This is a genomic window from Paenibacillus sp. FJAT-27812, from assembly GCF_001273905.1.
Taxonomy (GTDB): Bacteria; Bacillota; Bacilli; order Paenibacillales; family Paenibacillaceae; genus Pristimantibacillus.
The window spans coordinates 5,125,185-5,144,567 of record NZ_LIGH01000001.1; the positions used below are offsets into that span (position 1 = coordinate 5,125,185).

The following is a 19,383-nucleotide window of genomic DNA, read 5'->3' on the forward strand; positions in this document are numbered from 1 at the left end:
GTTTTTGCATATTACCGCTGGAATAGCTCGACCCGTTCACCATCAATCCCGCTTACGAAAAAGTATCTGTAGCCGTTCGGCAGAGTTGTAATTTCTTCATCCACAAACGAAACGTCTAGCTGCTTCAAACGTTTGAACTCGGCTTCTATGTCGTCAACCGTTACGGCAAAATGATGCACCTTTCCTTCAACCGGAAGGCTATCGTTGTAGCCCTGAACCAATTCCAGATCCGTCTCGTCGGAATCGCCAAAACCGAGAAAAGCCAGCTCAACAATACCATTTGTATGCTGTATGCGCCCTTTAAGCTCAAATCCGATAATGTTGGTGTAGAAGGCAATGGATGCCTCAATATCTTTAACCATTACGCCAACGTGATCAATACGTCTCTTTGTCATCGTTTTTGTTCCCTCCTCAAATTAGCTATAAATATTTTCCTTTATGTATTCAATAAATTTTATCACAAGGAGAAGAAAATTGTCTATGCGCTGGAATTTGCAGAAAATGGGTTGACATTCAAACTCGCCGATTTATAATGATGTTATATCTGAGTAAAAAGGTAGGAAAAGTTGTGTAAAAGGAGGTTAGCAGTTGGAGAAAAGGAAATTAGGCAATAGCGAGCTATTTCCATCGGTTATTGGCTTTGGCGCATGGGCTGCAGGAAAGGCGGGCTGGGGGGAAGTAGCGGATAACGAAGTCGAAGCTGCCATTCACCGGGCGTATGATTTAGGGATTACTTTTTTTGATACAGCGCCAGTCTATGGATATGGGCATTCTGAGCAATTGCTTGGAAAAGTGCTTCAGCCTTTTCGGGAGAAAGTGATTATCGCGACAAAAGCTGGCCTCGAATGGAATACGCAAGGGGAGGTAAGCGTTAACGTAACGAAAGCGAATATCGTGCGCGAAGTAGAGGAAAGTCTGCGGCGCTTAAATACGGACTATATTGATTTATATCAGATACACGCACCGGACTCCAGCGGCAAAACATCCATTGAAGAGACCTTTGAAACGTTGAATCAGTTAGTGGAAGAGGGGAAAATACGTTACATTGGCGTCTCGAATTTTAATGTGCAGCAATTGGTTGCAGCGCAAACGGTCAGTTCTATCGTTTCTTTGCAATCGCCGTATAATCTGTTCCAGCGTGATGTAGAACATGCGGCTTTGCCTTATATCAAACAGCTGAATATCGGATTTATACCATATAGCCCCTTGGCGCAAGGGCTGCTTACGGGGAAATTTAATTATTTAACGAGACTGCCACAGACAGATGTGCGCGCGCAGCTAAACCCTTTATTTTCGGAAAAACAATTCGTCAAAAATCTCGTCATCATTGAAACTTTTACCGGCATAGCTAGAGCGATCGGCAAGCCGCTTAATCAAGTCGCAATTAATTGGTTGTTGTATCGCAAGGAAATTTCAAGCGTCATTGCGGGAGCTAAGACGGTCAAGCAAGTAGAAGAAAATGCAGCTGCTGCCAGATGGAGCTTAACCAGAGAAGATTATGAGCAAATAAGTCGATTGTTCGAAACGGATTCTTCTTATGCCATTTAACTCACAATATTAAAAAAAGGTAGCGGCCTCATGCGAGGCTGCTACCTTTATTGATTATGCTGCTATCCAATTAACTTACGGTTTGCTTCGATGATGGACCAGATTCGCCGTTTGCATTTTCCGATGTGACGAAAAAGCTTCCGGTTATGAGTGGTGCAACATACTCAAAGCTCGTTTCCGTGGTGGAGGCGATCCTTGAATATTTTCCATCGTTATTTGGACTGTAGTATACATGATATTTTGTCACTTGGTCCGAGACGCTGTTAGACGCCCAAGTTAGGCGTACGCTAAGATCCGTCTTTGCTGCTTTTAAGTCCGTCGGAGCAGCAGGTACTGCTGCTGCCGGCGGTTGCTCCCCGCCCGGGTTTTCCCCGCCTGCAGGCGGTGTAGGGATGATTGGCGCGTTGCCGTACTGAACGAGCTGGCTCGGTGCAGATTCCTTGCCGACAACATCAACCGCGGTTACATAATACGTATAGCTATGGGAGCTGGAGGCGTTGAGCTTCATTCGTTTCTCAGCACCTGCAATAATGGATTCCCCTTGCTTCTCGTAAGCGCCCTGATTAAGCGATCTGTAGACGCGGTAACCGACGACATCCTTAGCAGCACTGTCGCTAAATGTCAAAATGAGCACTCCATCCGATGATTGCAGCTTAACGCTGGCAGGAGGCGGTGGAGCAGCCCCGTCATCGACGCGCGGATCCCGTTTGGACGGTGCATTGTCTTTCGCATCCGCAGGCAGGTATACCTCAATCGGACGCCTGCTTTTTGCCGGTAATTTAGACTGTGCGTTCTTGATCTCATCCATCAGGACGTCAAGTGGCTTCTTGCGCTTAATAACGATTTGTTCCTTAACCATATCGCTTGGCGTAGCAGGGTTAGGGACATAGTTGACACCCTCGTAAGTGATATACGCCATCTTCACGAGCGCATCGTCTGTTTTCTTCGGTATATCTTTTTTGTTGAACCAGTCGGTAACAAGCATGCCAGCTTCCTTCGTTAATTGGCTAGGGAGCAAGCCGCTTGCGCTCGACACCGTTGCTTTAACGATTCCGGAAGGCCTCACGAACTTATCGGTTACGAACATTTCAGGTTTTGTTTCTGCTACTTTGTTCATAATTAACGCCCATATCGACCGTGCTCTTGCTTTGCCGTTCTCGCTCAGGGAATTAACCTGTTCTTCATAGCCGGCCCATACGCCTAACGTAATATCAGGAGAGAAGCCCATGAACCAAACGTCGCCGTAGCTTTGAGTGGAGCCTGTTTTACCGGCAATCGGAATTTCACCGTATTTTTTGAATTGCGATTTGAGCTTGTTGGCAGAGCCGCTTCTGTCCGAGATGACAGTAGACAGCATATCTGTCATCAGGAACGCGCTTTGTTCCGAGAATACGCGTTTTGGCTCTTGCTTGTGCTCATAGACGATTTTGCCATTAGCGTCGGTAATTTTCGAAATCATATAAGCGTCATTGAAAACACCTTTGTTCGGAATAGAGCCATAAGCGTTCGTAAGCTCTTCAACGGACGTACCGATGCTTAGTCCGCCGATTACGCCGGTTTGCGCATACGCATCGCCCGGCTGAAGCGTCGTGATTCCGAGCTTTTTAACAAAGGCCCAAGCATTCTCGATCTTGACTTCCTCGTTAAAAATTTTCAATGCCGGCAAATTCAAGGAACGGTTTAACGCCTCACGCGCCGTAACGAGACCTGCAAATTTCCGGTTTACGTTCATCGGAATGTGGAAGCCTTTCTGACCGTCCTTGAGTACCATTGGCGCATCATCAATGATGCTGGCAGGCTGGATAAGCCCCATTTCGATTGCCGGCAAGTAGGCGGCTAACGTTTTCATTGTAGAGCCTGGCTGCCTAGTCATTTGAGTGGCGTAGTTCAGCTGTTCCTCGTAAAAGTCACGGCCTTCCAGCATGCCGACAATCGCGCCGGTTTTGTGGTCCAGCATGACTGCGGCGATTTGCTCTAGGCCTTTCTCCTCGCTATAAGGAGAGAAGTTTTCATCATTGCTGCCGATCTCGCGCATGAGTCCGTAGATATCCTTGTCAATCGTCGTATAGACGTGATAACCGCCGCGAAGCAAATGGTCGCGGGCTTCTTCAATCAGCGGCGCATTTTCTTTTTTGCGAAGATCAGCTTTGGTTAATGTCTTATCCTGCTCCATAAGCATAATCTCTGCTGCTTGACGTTCAGCTTCAAGCATCAAGTAAGGGTAAGTCGTATAGGCCTTCTCCGATGGCTTCGCAAGTGTCTTGCGAATATCGAACTTGAGCGCTTCATCATATTCTTGCTGGGTGATGCGGCCCGTCTCGAACATCCGCATAAGCACGGTGCGTTGACGGCCAAGCGCGAGATCGAAGCCCTTTTGATTGAATTGGCCTTTTCCCGTAAATGCCGTGTATGCTGAAGGCCTTTGCGGAAGGCCTGCCAAATATGCGGATTGCGCAATGTTGAGTTGGTTTAAATCTGTAATGTCAAAGACGCCTTTGGCAGCTGCCTTGATCCCGAACAAATTGTAGCCGCTAGAACCGTTGCCAAACGGAACCTTGTTCAAATATGCCGCTAAAATTTCCTTCTTGGTCAAATAACGCTCCATGCGCAGGGACAAAAAGATTTCTTTGATTTTACGGCTGTCGGTTTTGTCCAAGCTTAGAAATACGCGGCGAGCGAGCTGCTGGGTAAGCGTGCTCCCCCCGGTTTGCGTATCCTCGTTAAGTAGCTTTTGCTTCACGGCGCGTCCTAGCCCGTTGATGTCTACCCCTTTGTGCTCGAAAAAATTGTTGTCTTCGATACCGAGTACGGCATTGATGACCTGAGGCGGTAAATCATCGTATGTAATGATCATTCTATCCTCAGACGTTCTCAGCTGTCCGACAAGTGTATCGTCATTGAAGTAGACGAAACCGGTTATGGCATTCTCGCCGACTTTCTCTTCAATAACGGTTCGTGGCCTTACTTCTTCATTTTTTACGAGTGCCGCAACATAGCCAGTAACGGCGCCGCCTGCAAGCAATCCGATAAAGATTCCAAAGTATACCATCCATTTGACTGTTATAAATGTTACGATTCCGAATGTACGCCATTTGCTTCGTTTGATTGGCGACGGTTGACGATCCTCTTGCATCCTTATAACTCCTCCTCCAAATAGCACACCTATTATAACATAAATCAACAAAATTACGCATGCTTTAACAAGATTGACTTCCTCCTAGGCACTGTGGTATAAAATCTATAATGTTTTATCTAATCAATGCTTTGAAGGGCATCAGTAGACAGCGAACCGCATTTTGCAGAGAACCGGTGGGTGGTGGAAACCGGTATGCGCCGCTTGTTGAATTACCGCCTGGAGCTAAGTGAAGGAACCGTATGCTAAGATCGGATTTAGCCCAAGAAAGGGCGCCGGTCTTAAGCCGTAGTAGTTCACTTCGGAGCCCGTCTCCGTTATCAACAACGAAGTGAGAGTGTCGTACAGCCCATTTGCTTGATAGGCTGGCGTACTCTAACGAGGGTGGTACCGCGAGCTAATCCTTCTCGTCCCTTGGGGCTGGAAGGATTTTTTATGTCTATATAGACGCATACGAGGGAGGAAAAGTTGTATGGTGAAGTGGGAAAGTTTGTCGAAAGAACAGCAAAACGAGGTGGAGCGACAGCTCGCGGTTATCCGGCGCGGTGTCGTTGAGATTGTGCCTGAGGATGAATTAAAAAATAAAATAGCTAATGCCGTTGCGACGGGCACTCCGCTTAGAGTGAAGCTAGGTCTTGATCCATCGGCGCCGGACATTCATATCGGTCATACCGTCGTGCTGCACAAGCTGCGCCAGTTCCAGCAATTTGGCCATCAGATTCAGCTTTTAATCGGTGATTTTACGGGGAGAATCGGCGATCCTACAGGAAAATCGGAAACGCGGAAGCAGCTGACGGAAGAAGACGTGAAGCGGAATGCGGAAACGTACCAGAAGCAGATTTACAAAATATTGGATCCAGAGCTGACGAAGCTTTACTACAACTCGGAGTGGCTGGCACCGCTGAACTTTGCGGAGGTTGTTAATTTAGCCGCGAAGGTAACCGTAGCGCGCATGATGGAGCGTGACGATTTCACGAAACGCTACACAACCGGCCTCCCAATCAGCATTCATGAATTTTTCTACCCGCTAATGCAGGGATACGATTCGGTTGCGCTGGAATCCGATGTAGAGCTTGGCGGCACGGACCAGAAATTTAATCTGCTTATGGGCAGAACGCTGCAGAAGGAATATGGCAAGGAAGCTCAGGTAGCTATTATGACGCCGCTGATCGAGGGCTTGGACGGCGTAAATAAAATGAGCAAAAGCTTAGGCAATTACATCGGCATCGATGAGGAGCCTAACGAAATATACGGCAAATCAATGTCCATTCCAGATCGACTTATGTACAAATATTATGAACTGGCTACCGATTTAAGCAACGAGGAGCTGGCAGCTTTGAAGTCCGGTCTTGAGGATGGCTCCGTACACCCGCGCGATGCGAAAATGCAGCTGGCAGCAACATTCGTGCGAATGTACCATGGCGAAGAGGCAGCGAAAGCAGCCGAAAACCATTTTGTAACCGTATTTCAGCAGCGTGCTTTGCCGGATGATATAGAAGAAGTAACCGTATCGACAGGAGATCTGGAAAACGGTCAAATCCGAATCGTAAAGCTGCTTACGGAGCTTGGGCTGCAGCCGACGAGCAGTGAAGCAAGGCGCAGCGTACAGCAGGGCGCGGTACGTATTAATGAAGAGAAAATTTCCGATGTGAACGCTGACGTTACACTGCATGACGGTGACGTGCTTCAAGTCGGCAAACGCAAATTCGTCAAAATTAAATTAGTATAATTGTTCTAATAAAGCTTGTTGAATGGATAAAATTCAGCAAGTTTTATTTTTTTAGAAACAAAACTGCTTTTTGAACGTAATAAATAACGGAAGCATTAACAGGTTCTGGATACAGTGAGAGGAGGAGGAAGTTGGAGACGCTATTTATGTCTTGTCTAATCGGCGGTATAATGTACGCCCTCGTTAGTGTCATTTTTGGGGATTGGCTGGGGCAAGCATTGGACGGTGCACTTGATTTCTTATCGTTAGACGGTCATTCTTGGCTGTCGCCGACTGCGCTCGTTGGGGGAATTACCGTTTTTGGCGGGGCAGGGCTCATGCTAGATCGATATACTTCTTTTGGATCGACAGCCATCGTTATGGTTGCCTTATTGATTGCGCTCCTTGCTGGAACGGCCGTTTTTTTCCTGTATATCAAACCAATGGAGCAAAGTGAGAACTCGATCGCTTTTTCGCTTAATGGAATGTCAGGCATGCTGGGAGATGTGCTCGTTCCAATTCCGGCTGCCGGTTATGGTGAAGTGATGGTTAAAGTGGGGGCTGGCTTTACGAATCAGATTGCGGCAAGCTTTGATGGAGTTGAAATTGCAAGCGGCACAAGAGTAGTCGTTGTCGAGGTAAAGGACAGCACGCTTTATGTTTCCGAAGTGAACTTATCTTAATTAAGCAGTAGAGAGGGGAATGTCAATGCCGGAAGTTTTTGTTATACCTGCAATCGTAATTGGAGTGCTTGTCGTATTGGGTCTTGCCTTTTGGGCGCGCTATAAGACAGTCAGCCCGGATGAGGCAATGCTCGTAACGGGATCGTTTCTTGGCTCGCGCAACGCCAGTACGGATGAATCAGGCCGTAAGGTAAAGATCATAAGAGGCGGCGGCGCGTTTATTTTACCGATATTCCAAAAGGCTGAGTTTCTGTCATTGCTGTCGCATAAGCTTGATGTGTCGACACCGGAGGTCTATACGGAGCAAGGGGTTCCGGTTATGGCGGACGGCGTGGCGATTATTAAAATCGGAGGAGCGGTTGAGGATGTGGCAACGGCGGCGGAGCAATTTCTAGGCAAACCGACCGAGGCGCTCAAGGGTGAAGCGCAGGAAGTGCTGGAAGGACATTTGCGTGCTATTCTAGGCTCCATGACGGTCGAAGAGGTTTATCGCAACCGCGACAAATTCGCCCAAGAGGTACAAGGCGTTGCGGCTAAGGATTTGAAAAAAATGGGCCTTCAAATCGTATCCTTCACGATCAAGGACCTTCGCGACAAGCACGGATACTTAGATGCTCTCGGCAAGCCGCGTATCGCAGCTGTCAAACGGGATGCGGAAATTGCAGAAGCTGAAGCGGTGCGGGATGCTAGAATTCAAAAAGCGCTTGCGGCAGAGGCTGGCCAAAAAGCCGAGCTTGTGCGCGACACAAACATCGCTGAAGCAGAGAAAGAGAAAGAAATGAAGGTCGCATCCTTTAAACGGGATCAGGATACGGCGAAAGCCGAAGCAGATCAAGCTTATTCGATTCATGAAGCACGCGCGAAGCAAAGCGTGGTTGAAGAGCAAATGAAGGTAGAGCTCGTGCGCAAAGAGCGTGAGATCGACCTCGAAGGCAAAGAGATTTTACGTCGCGAGAAGCAGTACGATGCAGAAGTGAAGAAAAAAGCCGACGCGGATCGTTATGCGGTCGAGCAAGCGGCAGAAGCGAACAAGGCGAAGCAGCTGCGCGAAGCAGATGCCCTGCAGTACCGGATCGAAGCAGAAGCGAAAGCGCATGCGGCGCAGAAGCGTCTGGATGGTTTGGCTGTTGCAGAAGCGGAGAGAGCGAAGGGAACGGCGGAGGCCGACGTGATTAGGCTGCGCGGTTTGGCGGAAGCGGAAGCGAAAGAGAAGCTAGCCGAGGCGTTTGAGAAATTCGGTGAAGCGGCCATACTCGATATTATCGTCAAAATGCTGCCTGAGCTTGCCGGCAAAGTGGCTGAGCCGATCAGCAACATTGATAAGCTTACCGTTGTTGACACCGGGAACGGCGAAGGGGCGGCGCGTCTAAGCAATTATGTGACTTCATTGATGTCTACCGCGCCAGAGATGCTGAAGAGCGTATCCGGTATCGATGTGAACGCGCTTATTAAAGGACTGACCTCGAAGGCGATCAGTGTGCCAAGCGGCAATGCTAAGCCTGTAGAGATTACAGCAGCACCAAAACTGCCTGACCAAGCTTAAACGAAAACATAAAAAAAACCTTGAACCGAATGGTTCAAGGTTTTTTTCATAATTAACGGCTGTAGAATTCGACGATTTGTTTCTCGTCGATATCTTGGGAAAGCTCACCGCGATCAGGCAGACGAAGGAATTTACCTTCCAATGTTTGATCGTTGAACTCAAGGTAGTTCGGAAGGTGGTGACGGCCTTCCATTGCTTCTTTAATCGTTCTTAGGCTGCGGCTGCGCTCGCGCAAACCGATTACATCGCCAAGAGATACGCTGTAAGAAGCGATATCCACTTTCTTGCCGTTTACAGTTACGTGACCGTGCGATACCAACTGACGTGCTCCTGCACGGGAGTTGGAAAGGCCAAGACGGTAAACGAGGTTGTCAAGACGGCTTTCAAGGAGGCCCATGAAGTTTTCACCGGCTTTACCTTTCATTTTTGCCGCTTTGTCAAACAAGTTGCGGAATTGTTTTTCGTTCAAACCGTACATGTGGCGAAGCTTTTGTTTCTCTTGCAATTGAACGCCGTAACCGCTCATTTTTCTGCGTTGGTTAGGGCCGTGTTGACCTGGTGGAAAAGCGCGTTTTGCAAGTTCTTTACCCGTTCCGCTCAAAGAGATTCCAAGGCGACGGCTTAGTTTAAATTTAGGTCCTGTATAACGTGACATACGTAATATTAACTCCTTCATCAAATAAATTTGTGAATGGGGTTGTGTTTCGCCGAATACGTTCAACGTCCGAGCAAGCTCGTCCCTGTTAGGCTAGTCAGCCGCTGGCCTACAGCGAACGTATTTCATGAGGGTGACACAAAACCGTACGCCCATCTATTCATCAATAAATAATATATGAAATATATAGTCGTTGTCAAGGTTCATGCATGAAATTAAACAAGAACGTAAGCGCATCGAAAGACCTATATTTTACATACATAGTAGTGCAAATTTCTCAAAGATGGAGTATGATGATTGTAATAATAAGCGAAAATGGGAAGCTCATCTCCTTGGTTATCAGATGAAAGGGTTGGGGCTGCATGGTTGATCGAGTGAATAGCAATTTTGCATATCATAAAACCTCTACAATTGTGGATACATCAGCAGAATCACAACCGGTTTGGTTTAGCAGTGAAGATATTAGCGATGCGGACGAGTCCTTGTTATTTCCTTTGTTTCAAGACAGCTTTAAGCAGTGGGCAAAAGAATCAGCAGCGTTGGCTTCATTTGAGAATGGCGAGTTTGCGCTATTTAATAAAGAAGGGGAAGAGGTCGCTGCAACGGGGCAGTATCGCGATGGGCGCGAAATTCGTAATGCTGTGCTAATGACGGCGGTTAGCCGTGCTCTAAGCGGTGGAGAGGTCAGCATTAATGGAACGGAAGAGTTATTTGTGGCAGCGGTGCCTGTTCATAGGCGGAACGATGGTGCCGTTTTTGGCGTCTTCACCTACCTATCAACTAATGGATCTCGAATAGAGCTAGAGCAGCTTCTTGGATGCTCGCTTCATTTCCACAGCTGCTTTTATCATATGTTCGAACAGATTTATGTTAAGGATCTGCTCTTGCAGCAGCGGAGGGCTGAGAAGGAAGCCGACCGTAGAAACGCTTTGTTTCAAGCCGCCAAACGGCTATATGATCAAATCGACGTATCCTCCGTGCTGTCGGAGCTTCTTCTCAGCCTAGAGATGCTGTTCCCAAGCTCAGAGGTTGATTTGTATCTATCGCAGGATCATTTGAACGGAGATCCGCGCGTGAAGCCGCTCGTTTTCAAAAATGCCGAGCATGATCTCGTGGCTAAAGCGTTTCTTAACGGAAAATCGGTAACCGAGCATGACCGGGACGGCACGCTGCGGCTGGCAGTCCCGATGACCGGCAAGCAAGCCGCATATGGCGTGCTCCGCATGTCAATCGGTCCAGGCAAATGGGATGAGGCGGATTTGCCGGCCTTCCTGCTGCTCGCGGATACTTCAGGCTCTGCCTTTGAGAATGCGAAGCTGTACGAGCAGTCAAATTTGCTTATCAATGAGCTTCGTCTTATCAATGAGCTCACGAAACGTCTGAATCAGTCCCTTAGGCTGAAAGAAATTTTTCAGTTTGCGAGCAGCGAGCTTTTAACGATATTTGATGCGGATTTTTGCTGCGTCCTGCAGCTTAATAAAGAAAAAAATCAGTTTGTTGTCATGTCGAGCAACTTTCCTGCACTTGCAAGCGAGCATTTCTCGCCCGATTACGGCTTTTGCGGAATGGTTTACCGGACGAAAGAGCCGCTGATCATATCCGATTACTGGCATACTCGCGTTGTAACCTCCAAGCTGATGGACAATACGAGCTCGAGATCGCTTATCGCTGCGCCGATCCTGGTCGATGGCGAGGTCGTTGGCGTCATTTTGGTCACGCATAAGGCGCCAAATTTTTTCTCCTACGAAAATTATAAGCTGCTGCAAGTGATGAGCACGCATATCGGCCTTGCGGTTACGAATGCGTCCCTGCATGCGGAAGTGCGCCGGATGGTAATAACCGACAATTTGACAGGGCTGCATGCCCGCCATTATTTAAATGAACAAATTCAAAACCGTCAGCGCAAAGATCCGTTTGGATCGCTCATACTAGTGGACATCGATTTGTTCAAGCGGGTAAATGACACGTTTGGCCATCAGGTCGGCGATCGGATTCTGATTCAAGTGAGCGATATCATTAGGAGCTCGATCAGACACGGCGACATTGCGGCACGTTGGGGCGGCGAGGAGCTTGCGGTGTACCTGCCGGGCATCCGAGCGGAGCAGGCTTATCGCATCGCTGAGCGGATCCGCCTGCAGGTGGAGAAAGACACCGATCCTGTTGTAACCGTATCCTGCGGCGTCTCCGAGTGGACGTTCGAGGATGAGAAGGTTAGCGTCGAGTCGTTGTTCTACCGAGCGGACATGGCGCTTTATGAGGCTAAGCACAACGGGCGAAATTGTATTTTCGTAGGACAGAACTAAATAATGCCTGTTTTCCACAGCGAGACAGGTTAGATGAAGGATGCCTTGACGGGCATCTTTTTCTTTTTGCCCTTAAACGGAATAAGGAGCAAGCAGGTAAGGGACGATATTACAATAATAAGTTGGACGGGAGGAAAAGAGATGGGAAGAAATAAGGCGATTGGAGCGGGCGTTGTGGCAGTAGCTTTAATGATGTCTGCACTCGGCTGCGGCAGTGCCGGCGACAAGCGAACACCTAAGGAGTGGCTGTCTTTGTCATACTCGGGGCTTGCGGCAACGGATCAATATGATTTTACGGGCTCGATGAGCATGAAGACGGCGGACGGGCTCGAGTTTAAGCCGGAAGTATTTGAAGGCAAAGTAGTGGATCATCAGCAATTGACGCTTCAGACGAATACGGCGGACCCGCTGCACTGGAATCCGGTACAAGTGCTGGAGGCGTTAAACAATGCCAACGACGAGGTTCGTTTGTTAAATGAAAGCAATAATCCAGACACGGTCACGCTGCTGATTACCGAGAATGCCAGTGTCTCAAAGGAGAGATGGGAGCAGCGCCTGCGGCAGCAGCTCGATCAGCTTGATGTACCGGCAGCGGATCGTCCGTATCACGAGGAGTGGTCGAAGGAACTGGCGCGTTCCCGCAAGCAATTGGAACAGATGCTGGCGTCCATGCAAGCGGTGACGAAGTATGAGCTTGTCATCGACCGAGACCGGCTGCTGCCGCTAAAAATGGAGGAGAAAACATCCTTCAGCTACACGTATAATCAAAAGCCGGCAGCCGAGGAAAGGCACACGACAGTAAGGTTTCAATCCTTTAACGGAGCATCGAGCGAAACTGTTCAACAGACGCAAAAACGTGTTACGATGGATTAGATCGAAAGGAAGAAGGAGAGGACTTTTAACATGCGTGACCCAAGATTGCAAAAGCTAGCCCAAAATTTAGTCGAGTATTCCATTGATGTTCAGCCTGGCGAAAATGTGCTCATTGACATGGTCGGTTCAGAACGGGAGCTGACAAAATGTTTAATAGAAGAGGTTGCTAAGCGCGGCGGAAGACCGTTCGTAGAATCGAGCGATCGCTCTGTGCTTCGTACTTTATTGCAGCATGCTACCAAAGAGCAAATGGAGCTATGGTCGTCGCTTGATTTGGAGCGAATGAAAAATATGCAAGGTTATATCGCGGTACGCTCCGGCGACAATGTCAATGAGCTGGCTGGCATACCTGACGCGAACATGCGCTTGTATGAGCAAATATACAGAAATCCGGTACATATGGAGCAGCGCGTTAAAAAAACGAAATGGGTCATTCTGCGTTACCCGACCCCATCGATGGCACAGCTTGCGAACATGAGCACGGAATCGTTTGAGGACTTCTATTTTGACGTATGCAATTTGGATTACGCTAAGATGGATAGAGCGATGGATCCGCTGCAAGCGCTCATGAGCAAAACAGATCGCGTGCGCATCGTATCGCCAGGCACGGACCTGAGCTTCTCGATCAAAAACATCGGAGCTAAAAAATGTTCGGGACACCGCAATATTCCTGATGGCGAAGTATTCTCCGCGCCTGTCCGCGATTCGGTGCAAGGAACCATTACGTATAACGCGCCAAGCGTTTATTCCGGCGTCACGTTCCAAAACATTTCGTTTACGTTTGAGAACGGAAAAATTGTCAAAGCAGAAAGCAATGACACGGCCCGCCTAAATGAGATTTTAGACATGGATGAGGGTGCTCGTTACATCGGTGAATTCGCAATTGGATTTAATCCGCATATTTTGCATCCGATGAATGATATTTTGTTCGATGAAAAAATTGCCGGAAGCCTGCACTTCACGCCAGGCCAAGCGTATGAGGAAACGGACAATGGCAATCGCTCCTCCGTCCACTGGGATTTGGTGCTAATCCAACGGCCGGAATACGGCGGCGGGGAAATATATTTTGACGATATTCTCATTCGTAAGGATGGCGTGTTCGTTATTCCTGAGCTTGAAGCATTAAATTCAGAAAACTTGAAATAAATGAACACAATGATATCGCTTTCCTCTATAATAAATGGAAAATAAAGCGTTTTTCATTTTACCACTTGCTCGATGTTACGTTTCGGGTTATCATGGTGACAAAGGTAAGCTTTACTAATATAACTGGAGGGATCTCCCATGTCCAACAACGCAGCTATTGTAGAAATTTCCCAAACGGCTAGCCAATTCACTTCGTCCATCGTTCTGCAAGCCGAGAGCAAATATATCGATGTAAAAAGCATCCTCGGACTATTCACAACACTAGTAGGCGGCCATGCATATGAACTGCATGTACACGGACCTGATGCTGAAGAAGCAAAAACAGCGATGGCAGATGTTTTCGCTAAGCACAACTTGAACGTTACCGTTATTACGGATTAGTAGTATTATAATATTCCAGAATTGGCGTCCCTTCATTTTTGAAGGGGCGCTTTTCTGTTTTGACCTTGTATAATCCCTCTTTTTCGTCTAATATAAAGGGTATAGAAGACGGCGGATACGCGCACAGGGGGGAAAACGATGTCTTCACCGGAAATTACGGTACAATTGCATGAGAAAGCGCTTCGTCTCCTTCAAGAAGATGCGAGTAAAATAGAAAAGCTAATCGAAGTTCAGATGGAAAACTTGACTACCCGTCAATGTCCGCTGTACGAAGAAGTGCTAGATACGCAAATGTATGGATTCTCGCGAGAGGTTGACTTTGCTGTTCGCGCAGGCTTGATAGCAGAGATGGCAGGCAAGGAAATAGTGAATCGATTAGAGCGGAATTTAGCGATGTTATACGAAGCTTTGGAAAGAAAAGAGTAGCCTCCGGTTGGAGACTACTCTTTTCTTTATATATGAAGGTGCATGGGGCAAATATATGGCCTATACGAGGTAGAAGGCGATACCGAGAATCACGTAGACCATAATGAGTAGAACACCCTCGTACCAGTTCGTCTGTCCATCCCGCGATACCGATTTGGCGATAAAGACGGAAACGCCGATTGCGGTCAGCTCGATTGGGGTAAAGACGATATCCATCGTGTTGCCGAACAACGCGCTGACAAGGATGAGCACGGGCGCTACAAACAAGGCGATTTGCAAGCTGCTTCCGATGGCAATTTCGACGGCTGCGCCAATCTTGTTTTTCATGGCTAGGATGACGGCAGCGCTATGCTCCGCGGCATTACCGACGATAGCGATGACAAACGCCCCTATAAACAGCTCAGATAGGCCAAATTGGGCGCTAAACGCATCAAGGGTATGTACGAGCCATTCACTCACAAACGCCACCATAACGGTCGCGAGGAGGAGGAACAAGATCGACTTTCCTTTGGACCATGCAGGCTCCTCGCCATGATCGGCATTCATGACGACGTCTGACAACATATCCTTATGTGTGACCATCGAGAAGATGAGCCACAAGATGTAGGAGACGATCAGAATGCCGGCAACCGCTAGACTTAAAAATTGGTCTTTCTCAAAGGTGAACTTCTCTGAAACAACGAACACCGCCGGTACGAAAAGACCGATAACGGCCATGATCATAAGGGTGGAGTTGTGATCGGCTAGCCGGTTGTTGAAGCGCTGCTCCTTATACTTCAACCCGCCTAGCAAAATGCTGAGTCCTAACACGAGCAAAAGATTTCCGATGATCGCCCCTGTTAAGCTTGCCTTCACCATGTCAAATTGCTGTGCTTTGATCAAAAATATTGCGATAATAAGCTCAGCGGCGTTGCCGAATGTCGCATTTAGAAAGCCGCCCAGCCGCTGTCCGGCATAGTGGGCGACGCTCTCGGTCGCTTTGCCAAGGAACCCTGCCACAAAAATGATGGCGATCGCTGAAATGACGAACTGCGCTGTGTTGTTAAAGTGAGCGAAATGACCGATCGCGCTCAGCGCAAACATGACGATCAAGCCTGTGAAAAACAATTTTTGATTCATACGAAGCACCTCTTTGCAAATTTGCTGAAAACCTGATAATAATATAGCGGAAATGAGGAGACATGTAAACTTTACCAACATGCTATCAAAATGAAACTTACAAATTGTTATCATTTAAAATAGCAAATATTCACATTCATTTAAAAGCACTGTTCTTGCTTCGCGCCTAAGCTTCCATTACAATAAACGTATATGGCAAAATGAGGAGTGTGTCACATGACCGAAGAACTTCAAACTGGTCTTATCCGAATCTCTGATGATGTAGTAGCAACGATAGCTGGACTAGCAGCGCTTGAAACGCCAGGCATTGCAGCAATGTCTGGCGGTATCTCCGAAGGTCTTGCCAAACGTCTAAGCGGCAAAAACGTGCAAAAAGGCGTATCTGTCGAGGTAGGCACGACAGAGGCGGCAATTGATCTTCGAATTATTGTTCATTATGGCATTCCGATTCAAGAAGTATGCCGTCAGTTGCAGCTTAATGTTCGCGAATCCGTAGAAAACATGACAGGCCTGCATGTTGTGGAAGTGAACGTGAAGGTGGAAGGCGTAGCCTTCAAAGAGGAAGAATTGGAAGAATCGCAGCTGCAGCAGCAACGACTGAAATAAAAATAAGCAAGCAACAAAAGACCTCTTACATGGAAGAGGTCTTTTGTTTTGCCGCAAATCGGTTTTGGGAGCCGCTTTTTGCGCTTCGATTTTCAACTTTATTCGATTCTCTTGAAATGCTTAGAAGAATACCCATACTCATGAGACAAAAAAGCAGCGATGAGCCGCCGTAGCTTATGAATGGCAGGGTAACTCCAGTCATCGGAATGGCGTTGGTTACGCCTCCAATATTAATGAATGCCTGTATGGTCAGCAGGCCGACGATGCCGATGCCGACAATCGTTCCGTACTCATCAGGACAGCGCAGAGCGACGATAAGGCCGCGCCATAAAAAGACTAAATAAAACAATAAGAAAATCGTGCTTCCGATAAAGCCAAACTCCTCGGCGATGATCGAGAAAATAAAATCATTGTAGGCGTATTTTAAATAATGCAGTTTTTGAATGCTTTCTCCAAAACCAGCTCCGGTCAATCCGCCATGCCCCAGCGCTTGCAAAGAAGACACAATTTGAAATCCGGTATTTTGTGCATCAGCCAGTGGATCAGAGTAGGCCGTAAACCGGTCAATTCGATATTGCCAGCCTTTTGTGTCGATAGCCATTCCTATGCTGACTACAATTGTGCCTAAAATCGCGAGGACGATCCCTACAGCAAATAAATGCTTGAGGTTCGCGCCTCCTGCTATAATCATTATCGCTGCGCATGAGCCAAGTACCAAACAAGAACCAAGGTCTGGCTGCATCATAATTAGGCCACAAATGAACCCGACGATAACGATGACCGGCAGCAGTCCCTTTTTAAAATCACGAAACTTCTCGCCTTTTTTGGAAATCAGCGCTCCGAGATACAAGATAAGCGCAAGCTTGGCAGCCTCGGTTGGCTGAATGCCAAGTGATCCGATACCGAACCAACTCCGGGCGCCGTTAATGCCTTCGTTGACAAAAGGGACAAGCATGAGCATGAAAATGACAGGTACAAAAAAAAGCATGAAAGCTTTCTTATATACTTGATAACGCAGGTTCATCATAAAGAGCATGATGAACGTACCAAGGCCAGCCCATATGAGCTGGCGTTTGATAAAGTAAAGTGAATCATTCCCTGTTGCTTTTGAAACCGCTGCTATTCCGGAGCTTGCGCTGAATACCATCACAAGCCCAAAACCTACTAGCAGAAGAGTCAAAATGAGAAGCAGAAAGTCCGGTCTTCCACGGCTACCGTTCTGCGTGGCTTTCATGTTGCCACCGTTATGCTAACAGCTGTTTCAATTGTTGAAGTCTTTGTGTAGCTGTATTCATAATAGGCTGCGGTACCGGAGATTCATACTCAAGGCCATGCGGGAAAGTAGCTCGTCCAATGTAGACGGATTCAATAACAAGCACGGCATGCGGCGATTCAAGCTTGCCTTCAACAGCGCGAGTAGTAATCCTTAAGAAATATTCGGAACCGCTAGCGCGATCCTCAAGTTTTAAATCGTATGTAGCGCGATAGTATTCCCATTGCCAACGGACGAAGCCAACTTTTTCAGCTGATTCATCTAAATGGTCTAGTTCGCTTTTAACACCGTTTAAGCCGGTATTTTCAATAATCATGGTAGTTCCTCCTAAAGGTTTTGTGAAGCAAAACTGACTTCGTAAGCATATGCTTCCATTTCAAAAGACAGAGTTGTGCATTCTTTTCTCATGATAGTATGTTTCCCCAGCAAGCGCAACCCTTACTCCCGCCACTCGCCGCGATCAAAAGTGACATTTTGACGAAATGTATAATTCCTGCTGATTCATTGTCGCATATGCTTCCTTAATAAGGCTGACATCTGGTAAACTAGATAAAATGATCTTATCTGTTAGGAAGCATGGCTTCCTAAGGTGCGCTTTGTGAAACAAACCGCAGAGTGAGCTTTCAGAAATTTTTTTGTTTCACAAAAAAGTAAGGAGGTTTGCGATTTGCAGACAGAGGATGTCGTAGATCTAGAGCTTCAGCAGCTATATCCGAGTATGATTCGTTGGCGGAGGCATCTCCATCAATATCCGGAGCTTTCGTTTCATGAGCGCGTAACGTCAAGCTGGATTGCAAGCCAACTTGAAGCGCTTGACTGCGAGGTGCAGAAGGACGTTGGCGGCCATGGGTTAATTGCTGTCTTTAAAGGGGGCAAGCCAGGGCCAGTGGTTGCGCTTAGAGCAGACATTGACGCGCTGCCCATTCAAGATGAGAAAAAATGCGATTACGCGTCAAAGGTGCCGAACGTCATGCATGCATGCGGCCATGATGGGCATACGGCAACGCTGCTGGCAGTCGCTTCGTATTATTCGGCTAATTTAGCCGAAATAAGCGGTGAACGCAGGCTGCTATTCCAGCCTGCCGAGGAGGTTACGCCGGGCGGAGCCAAGCCGATGATTAAAGACGGAGCGCTTGACGGTGTAGATGTCATTTATGGCGTACATCTATGGACGCCGCTGGCGCATGGTTTGGTAGCTTCTAAAGGCGGGCCGTTCATGTCTGCCGCAGATGAATTCGTTATTGATATTGTTGGACGCGGCGGGCATGGCGGGCTGCCGCATCAAGCCATTGACGCGATCATGATCGGCTCCACGCTTGTTCAAGCGGTGCAATCGATCGTTAGCCGCAATGTAAATCCGCTTCACCCGGCAGTCGTGTCCATCGGCTCCTTTCAAGCAGGCTCAACCAACAACGTAATTGCAGAGAGATGCAAGCTGATGGGTACGGTTAGGTCATTTGACGAGAAAACAAGGAAGATGATTCATGACCGTTTGGAATCGCTCATTACGCATGTGTGCCAAATGCATGGGGCTGAATTCGATTACCAGATGCGGATCGGATACCCGCCGGTAGTGAATGATGAATCGGAGGCCGAGCGTTTCTTTAAGGTTGGCGCGCAGTTGTTCGGCGAGCCCGCCGTCGTTCTTTCGGAAGCGATCACCGTAGCAGAGGATTTCTCTTATTATTTGGAGAAGGTGCCAGGGTGCTTTATGTTTGTAGGAGCAGGCAATGAGAGCAGCGGGGCCAATTACTCGCATCATCATCCGAAATTCGATATCGATGAAAGGGCAATGCTTCGCGCTGCAAGGCTTCTGATCGGCATGGCAGAAGATTATGCGACTAGCCTAGGAGCAGACAGGCTCAACCTCTGAACGGATGTAGCGGCGGACGGCGGAAGCGTGGAGTACGACTGAACATCGGAGATAGCCCGCATTGAACAGAATGGTTATAAACATAAAAAATAGCGGTACAGGAGGCAATTCCT

17 protein-coding genes and 1 other annotated feature are annotated in these 19,383 nt (G+C 47.8%); of the genes, 11 read left to right on the forward strand and 6 right to left on the reverse strand.

Annotation, left to right across the window (positions count from 1 at the left end; translation table 11 throughout):
* Window positions 1-11 precede the first annotated feature (11 nt).
* A complete protein-coding gene (locus ADU23_RS21440; protein ID WP_053375600.1) occupies window positions 12-395 on the reverse strand; it encodes a VOC family protein in 384 nt (127 codons plus the stop codon).
* Between the two features lie 193 nt (window positions 396-588).
* Between ADU23_RS21440 and ADU23_RS21445 the strand changes: the two genes are divergently transcribed.
* Window positions 589-1,548: an aldo/keto reductase gene (locus tag ADU23_RS21445; RefSeq protein ID WP_053375601.1), complete on the forward strand. Its 960-nt coding sequence runs from the start codon at window positions 589-591 to the stop codon at window positions 1,546-1,548.
* Window positions 1,549-1,618: 70 nt separating this feature from the next.
* On the opposite strand, the gene ADU23_RS21450 is transcribed toward ADU23_RS21445, so the two are convergent.
* On the reverse strand, window positions 1,619-4,681 hold the full coding sequence (locus tag ADU23_RS21450; protein WP_053375602.1) for a transglycosylase domain-containing protein: 3,063 nt from the start codon (window positions 4,679-4,681) through the stop codon (window positions 1,619-1,621).
* Between the two features lie 122 nt (window positions 4,682-4,803).
* Window positions 4,804-5,099, forward strand: a binding site (T-box leader).
* 57 nt (window positions 5,100-5,156) lie between these two features.
* Here ADU23_RS21450 and tyrS point away from each other — a divergent pair.
* The 3 genes from tyrS (at window position 5,157) to ADU23_RS21465 (ending at window position 8,615) form a co-directional block, all read left to right on the forward strand.
* Window positions 5,157-6,410, forward strand: a complete 1,254-nt coding sequence (tyrS, locus tag ADU23_RS21455) for a tyrosine--tRNA ligase (protein WP_197286161.1) — start codon at window positions 5,157-5,159, stop codon at window positions 6,408-6,410.
* A 131-nt stretch (window positions 6,411-6,541) separates the two neighbouring features.
* Window positions 6,542-7,072, forward strand: coding sequence for a protease (locus ADU23_RS21460; protein WP_197286096.1), 531 nt, complete (start codon window positions 6,542-6,544; stop codon window positions 7,070-7,072).
* A 25-nt stretch (window positions 7,073-7,097) separates the two neighbouring features.
* Entirely contained in the window at window positions 7,098-8,615 is a 1,518-nt protein-coding gene (locus ADU23_RS21465; RefSeq protein ID WP_176707656.1) for a flotillin family protein, read from the forward strand.
* A gap of 52 nt (window positions 8,616-8,667) precedes the next feature.
* Here ADU23_RS21465 and rpsD read toward each other — a convergent pair whose 3' ends face one another.
* Window positions 8,668-9,270 (reverse strand): 30S ribosomal protein S4, encoded by a 603-nt coding sequence (rpsD, locus tag ADU23_RS21470; protein WP_053375605.1) that lies wholly within the window; start codon window positions 9,268-9,270, stop codon window positions 8,668-8,670.
* 362 nt (window positions 9,271-9,632) lie between these two features.
* Here rpsD and ADU23_RS21475 point away from each other — a divergent pair, with 362 nt between their 5' ends.
* The 5 genes from ADU23_RS21475 to ADU23_RS21495 all read left to right on the forward strand — a co-directional run bounded on the left by ADU23_RS21475 (window position 9,633) and on the right by ADU23_RS21495 (window position 14,399).
* Window positions 9,633-11,573: a sensor domain-containing diguanylate cyclase gene (locus tag ADU23_RS21475; protein WP_063846077.1), complete on the forward strand. Its 1,941-nt coding sequence runs from the start codon at window positions 9,633-9,635 to the stop codon at window positions 11,571-11,573.
* Between the two features lie 141 nt (window positions 11,574-11,714).
* Window positions 11,715-12,446 carry a hypothetical protein gene (locus ADU23_RS21480; RefSeq protein WP_053375606.1) on the forward strand — a complete coding sequence of 244 codons (732 nt, stop codon included), beginning with the start codon at window positions 11,715-11,717 and terminating at the stop codon, window positions 12,444-12,446.
* Between the two features lie 30 nt (window positions 12,447-12,476).
* Window positions 12,477-13,592 carry an aminopeptidase gene (locus tag ADU23_RS21485; protein ID WP_053375607.1) on the forward strand — a complete coding sequence of 372 codons (1,116 nt, stop codon included), beginning with the start codon at window positions 12,477-12,479 and terminating at the stop codon, window positions 13,590-13,592.
* A gap of 138 nt (window positions 13,593-13,730) precedes the next feature.
* Window positions 13,731-13,973 (forward strand): HPr family phosphocarrier protein, encoded by a 243-nt coding sequence (locus ADU23_RS21490; RefSeq protein WP_053375608.1) that lies wholly within the window; start codon window positions 13,731-13,733, stop codon window positions 13,971-13,973.
* Between the two features lie 138 nt (window positions 13,974-14,111).
* Window positions 14,112-14,399: a YlaN family protein gene (locus ADU23_RS21495; protein WP_053375609.1), complete on the forward strand. Its 288-nt coding sequence runs from the start codon at window positions 14,112-14,114 to the stop codon at window positions 14,397-14,399.
* A 60-nt stretch (window positions 14,400-14,459) separates the two neighbouring features.
* Here ADU23_RS21495 and cax read toward each other — a convergent pair whose 3' ends face one another.
* Window positions 14,460-15,518, reverse strand: coding sequence for a calcium/proton exchanger (cax, locus tag ADU23_RS21500; RefSeq protein ID WP_053375610.1), 1,059 nt, complete (start codon window positions 15,516-15,518; stop codon window positions 14,460-14,462).
* A 216-nt stretch (window positions 15,519-15,734) separates the two neighbouring features.
* Between cax and ADU23_RS21505 the strand changes: the two genes are divergently transcribed.
* On the forward strand, window positions 15,735-16,124 hold the full coding sequence (locus ADU23_RS21505; protein ID WP_053375611.1) for an Asp23/Gls24 family envelope stress response protein: 390 nt from the start codon (window positions 15,735-15,737) through the stop codon (window positions 16,122-16,124).
* A gap of 25 nt (window positions 16,125-16,149) precedes the next feature.
* On the opposite strand, the gene ftsW is transcribed toward ADU23_RS21505, so the two are convergent.
* Both ftsW and ADU23_RS21515 read right to left on the reverse strand, forming a co-directional pair.
* The gene (ftsW, locus tag ADU23_RS21510) at window positions 16,150-17,358 is read right to left on the reverse strand and encodes a putative lipid II flippase FtsW (protein ID WP_053375612.1); all 1,209 of its coding nucleotides are present in this window, start codon (window positions 17,356-17,358) and stop codon (window positions 16,150-16,152) included.
* Window positions 17,359-17,368: 10 nt separating this feature from the next.
* Window positions 17,369-17,713 carry a YugN family protein gene (locus ADU23_RS21515; protein ID WP_053375613.1) on the reverse strand — a complete coding sequence of 115 codons (345 nt, stop codon included), beginning with the start codon at window positions 17,711-17,713 and terminating at the stop codon, window positions 17,369-17,371.
* 402 nt (window positions 17,714-18,115) lie between these two features.
* Here ADU23_RS21515 and ADU23_RS21520 point away from each other — a divergent pair, with 402 nt between their 5' ends.
* On the forward strand, window positions 18,116-19,270 hold the full coding sequence (locus ADU23_RS21520) for an amidohydrolase (RefSeq protein ID WP_053377762.1): 1,155 nt from the start codon (window positions 18,116-18,118) through the stop codon (window positions 19,268-19,270).
* Window positions 19,271-19,383 lie beyond the last annotated feature (113 nt).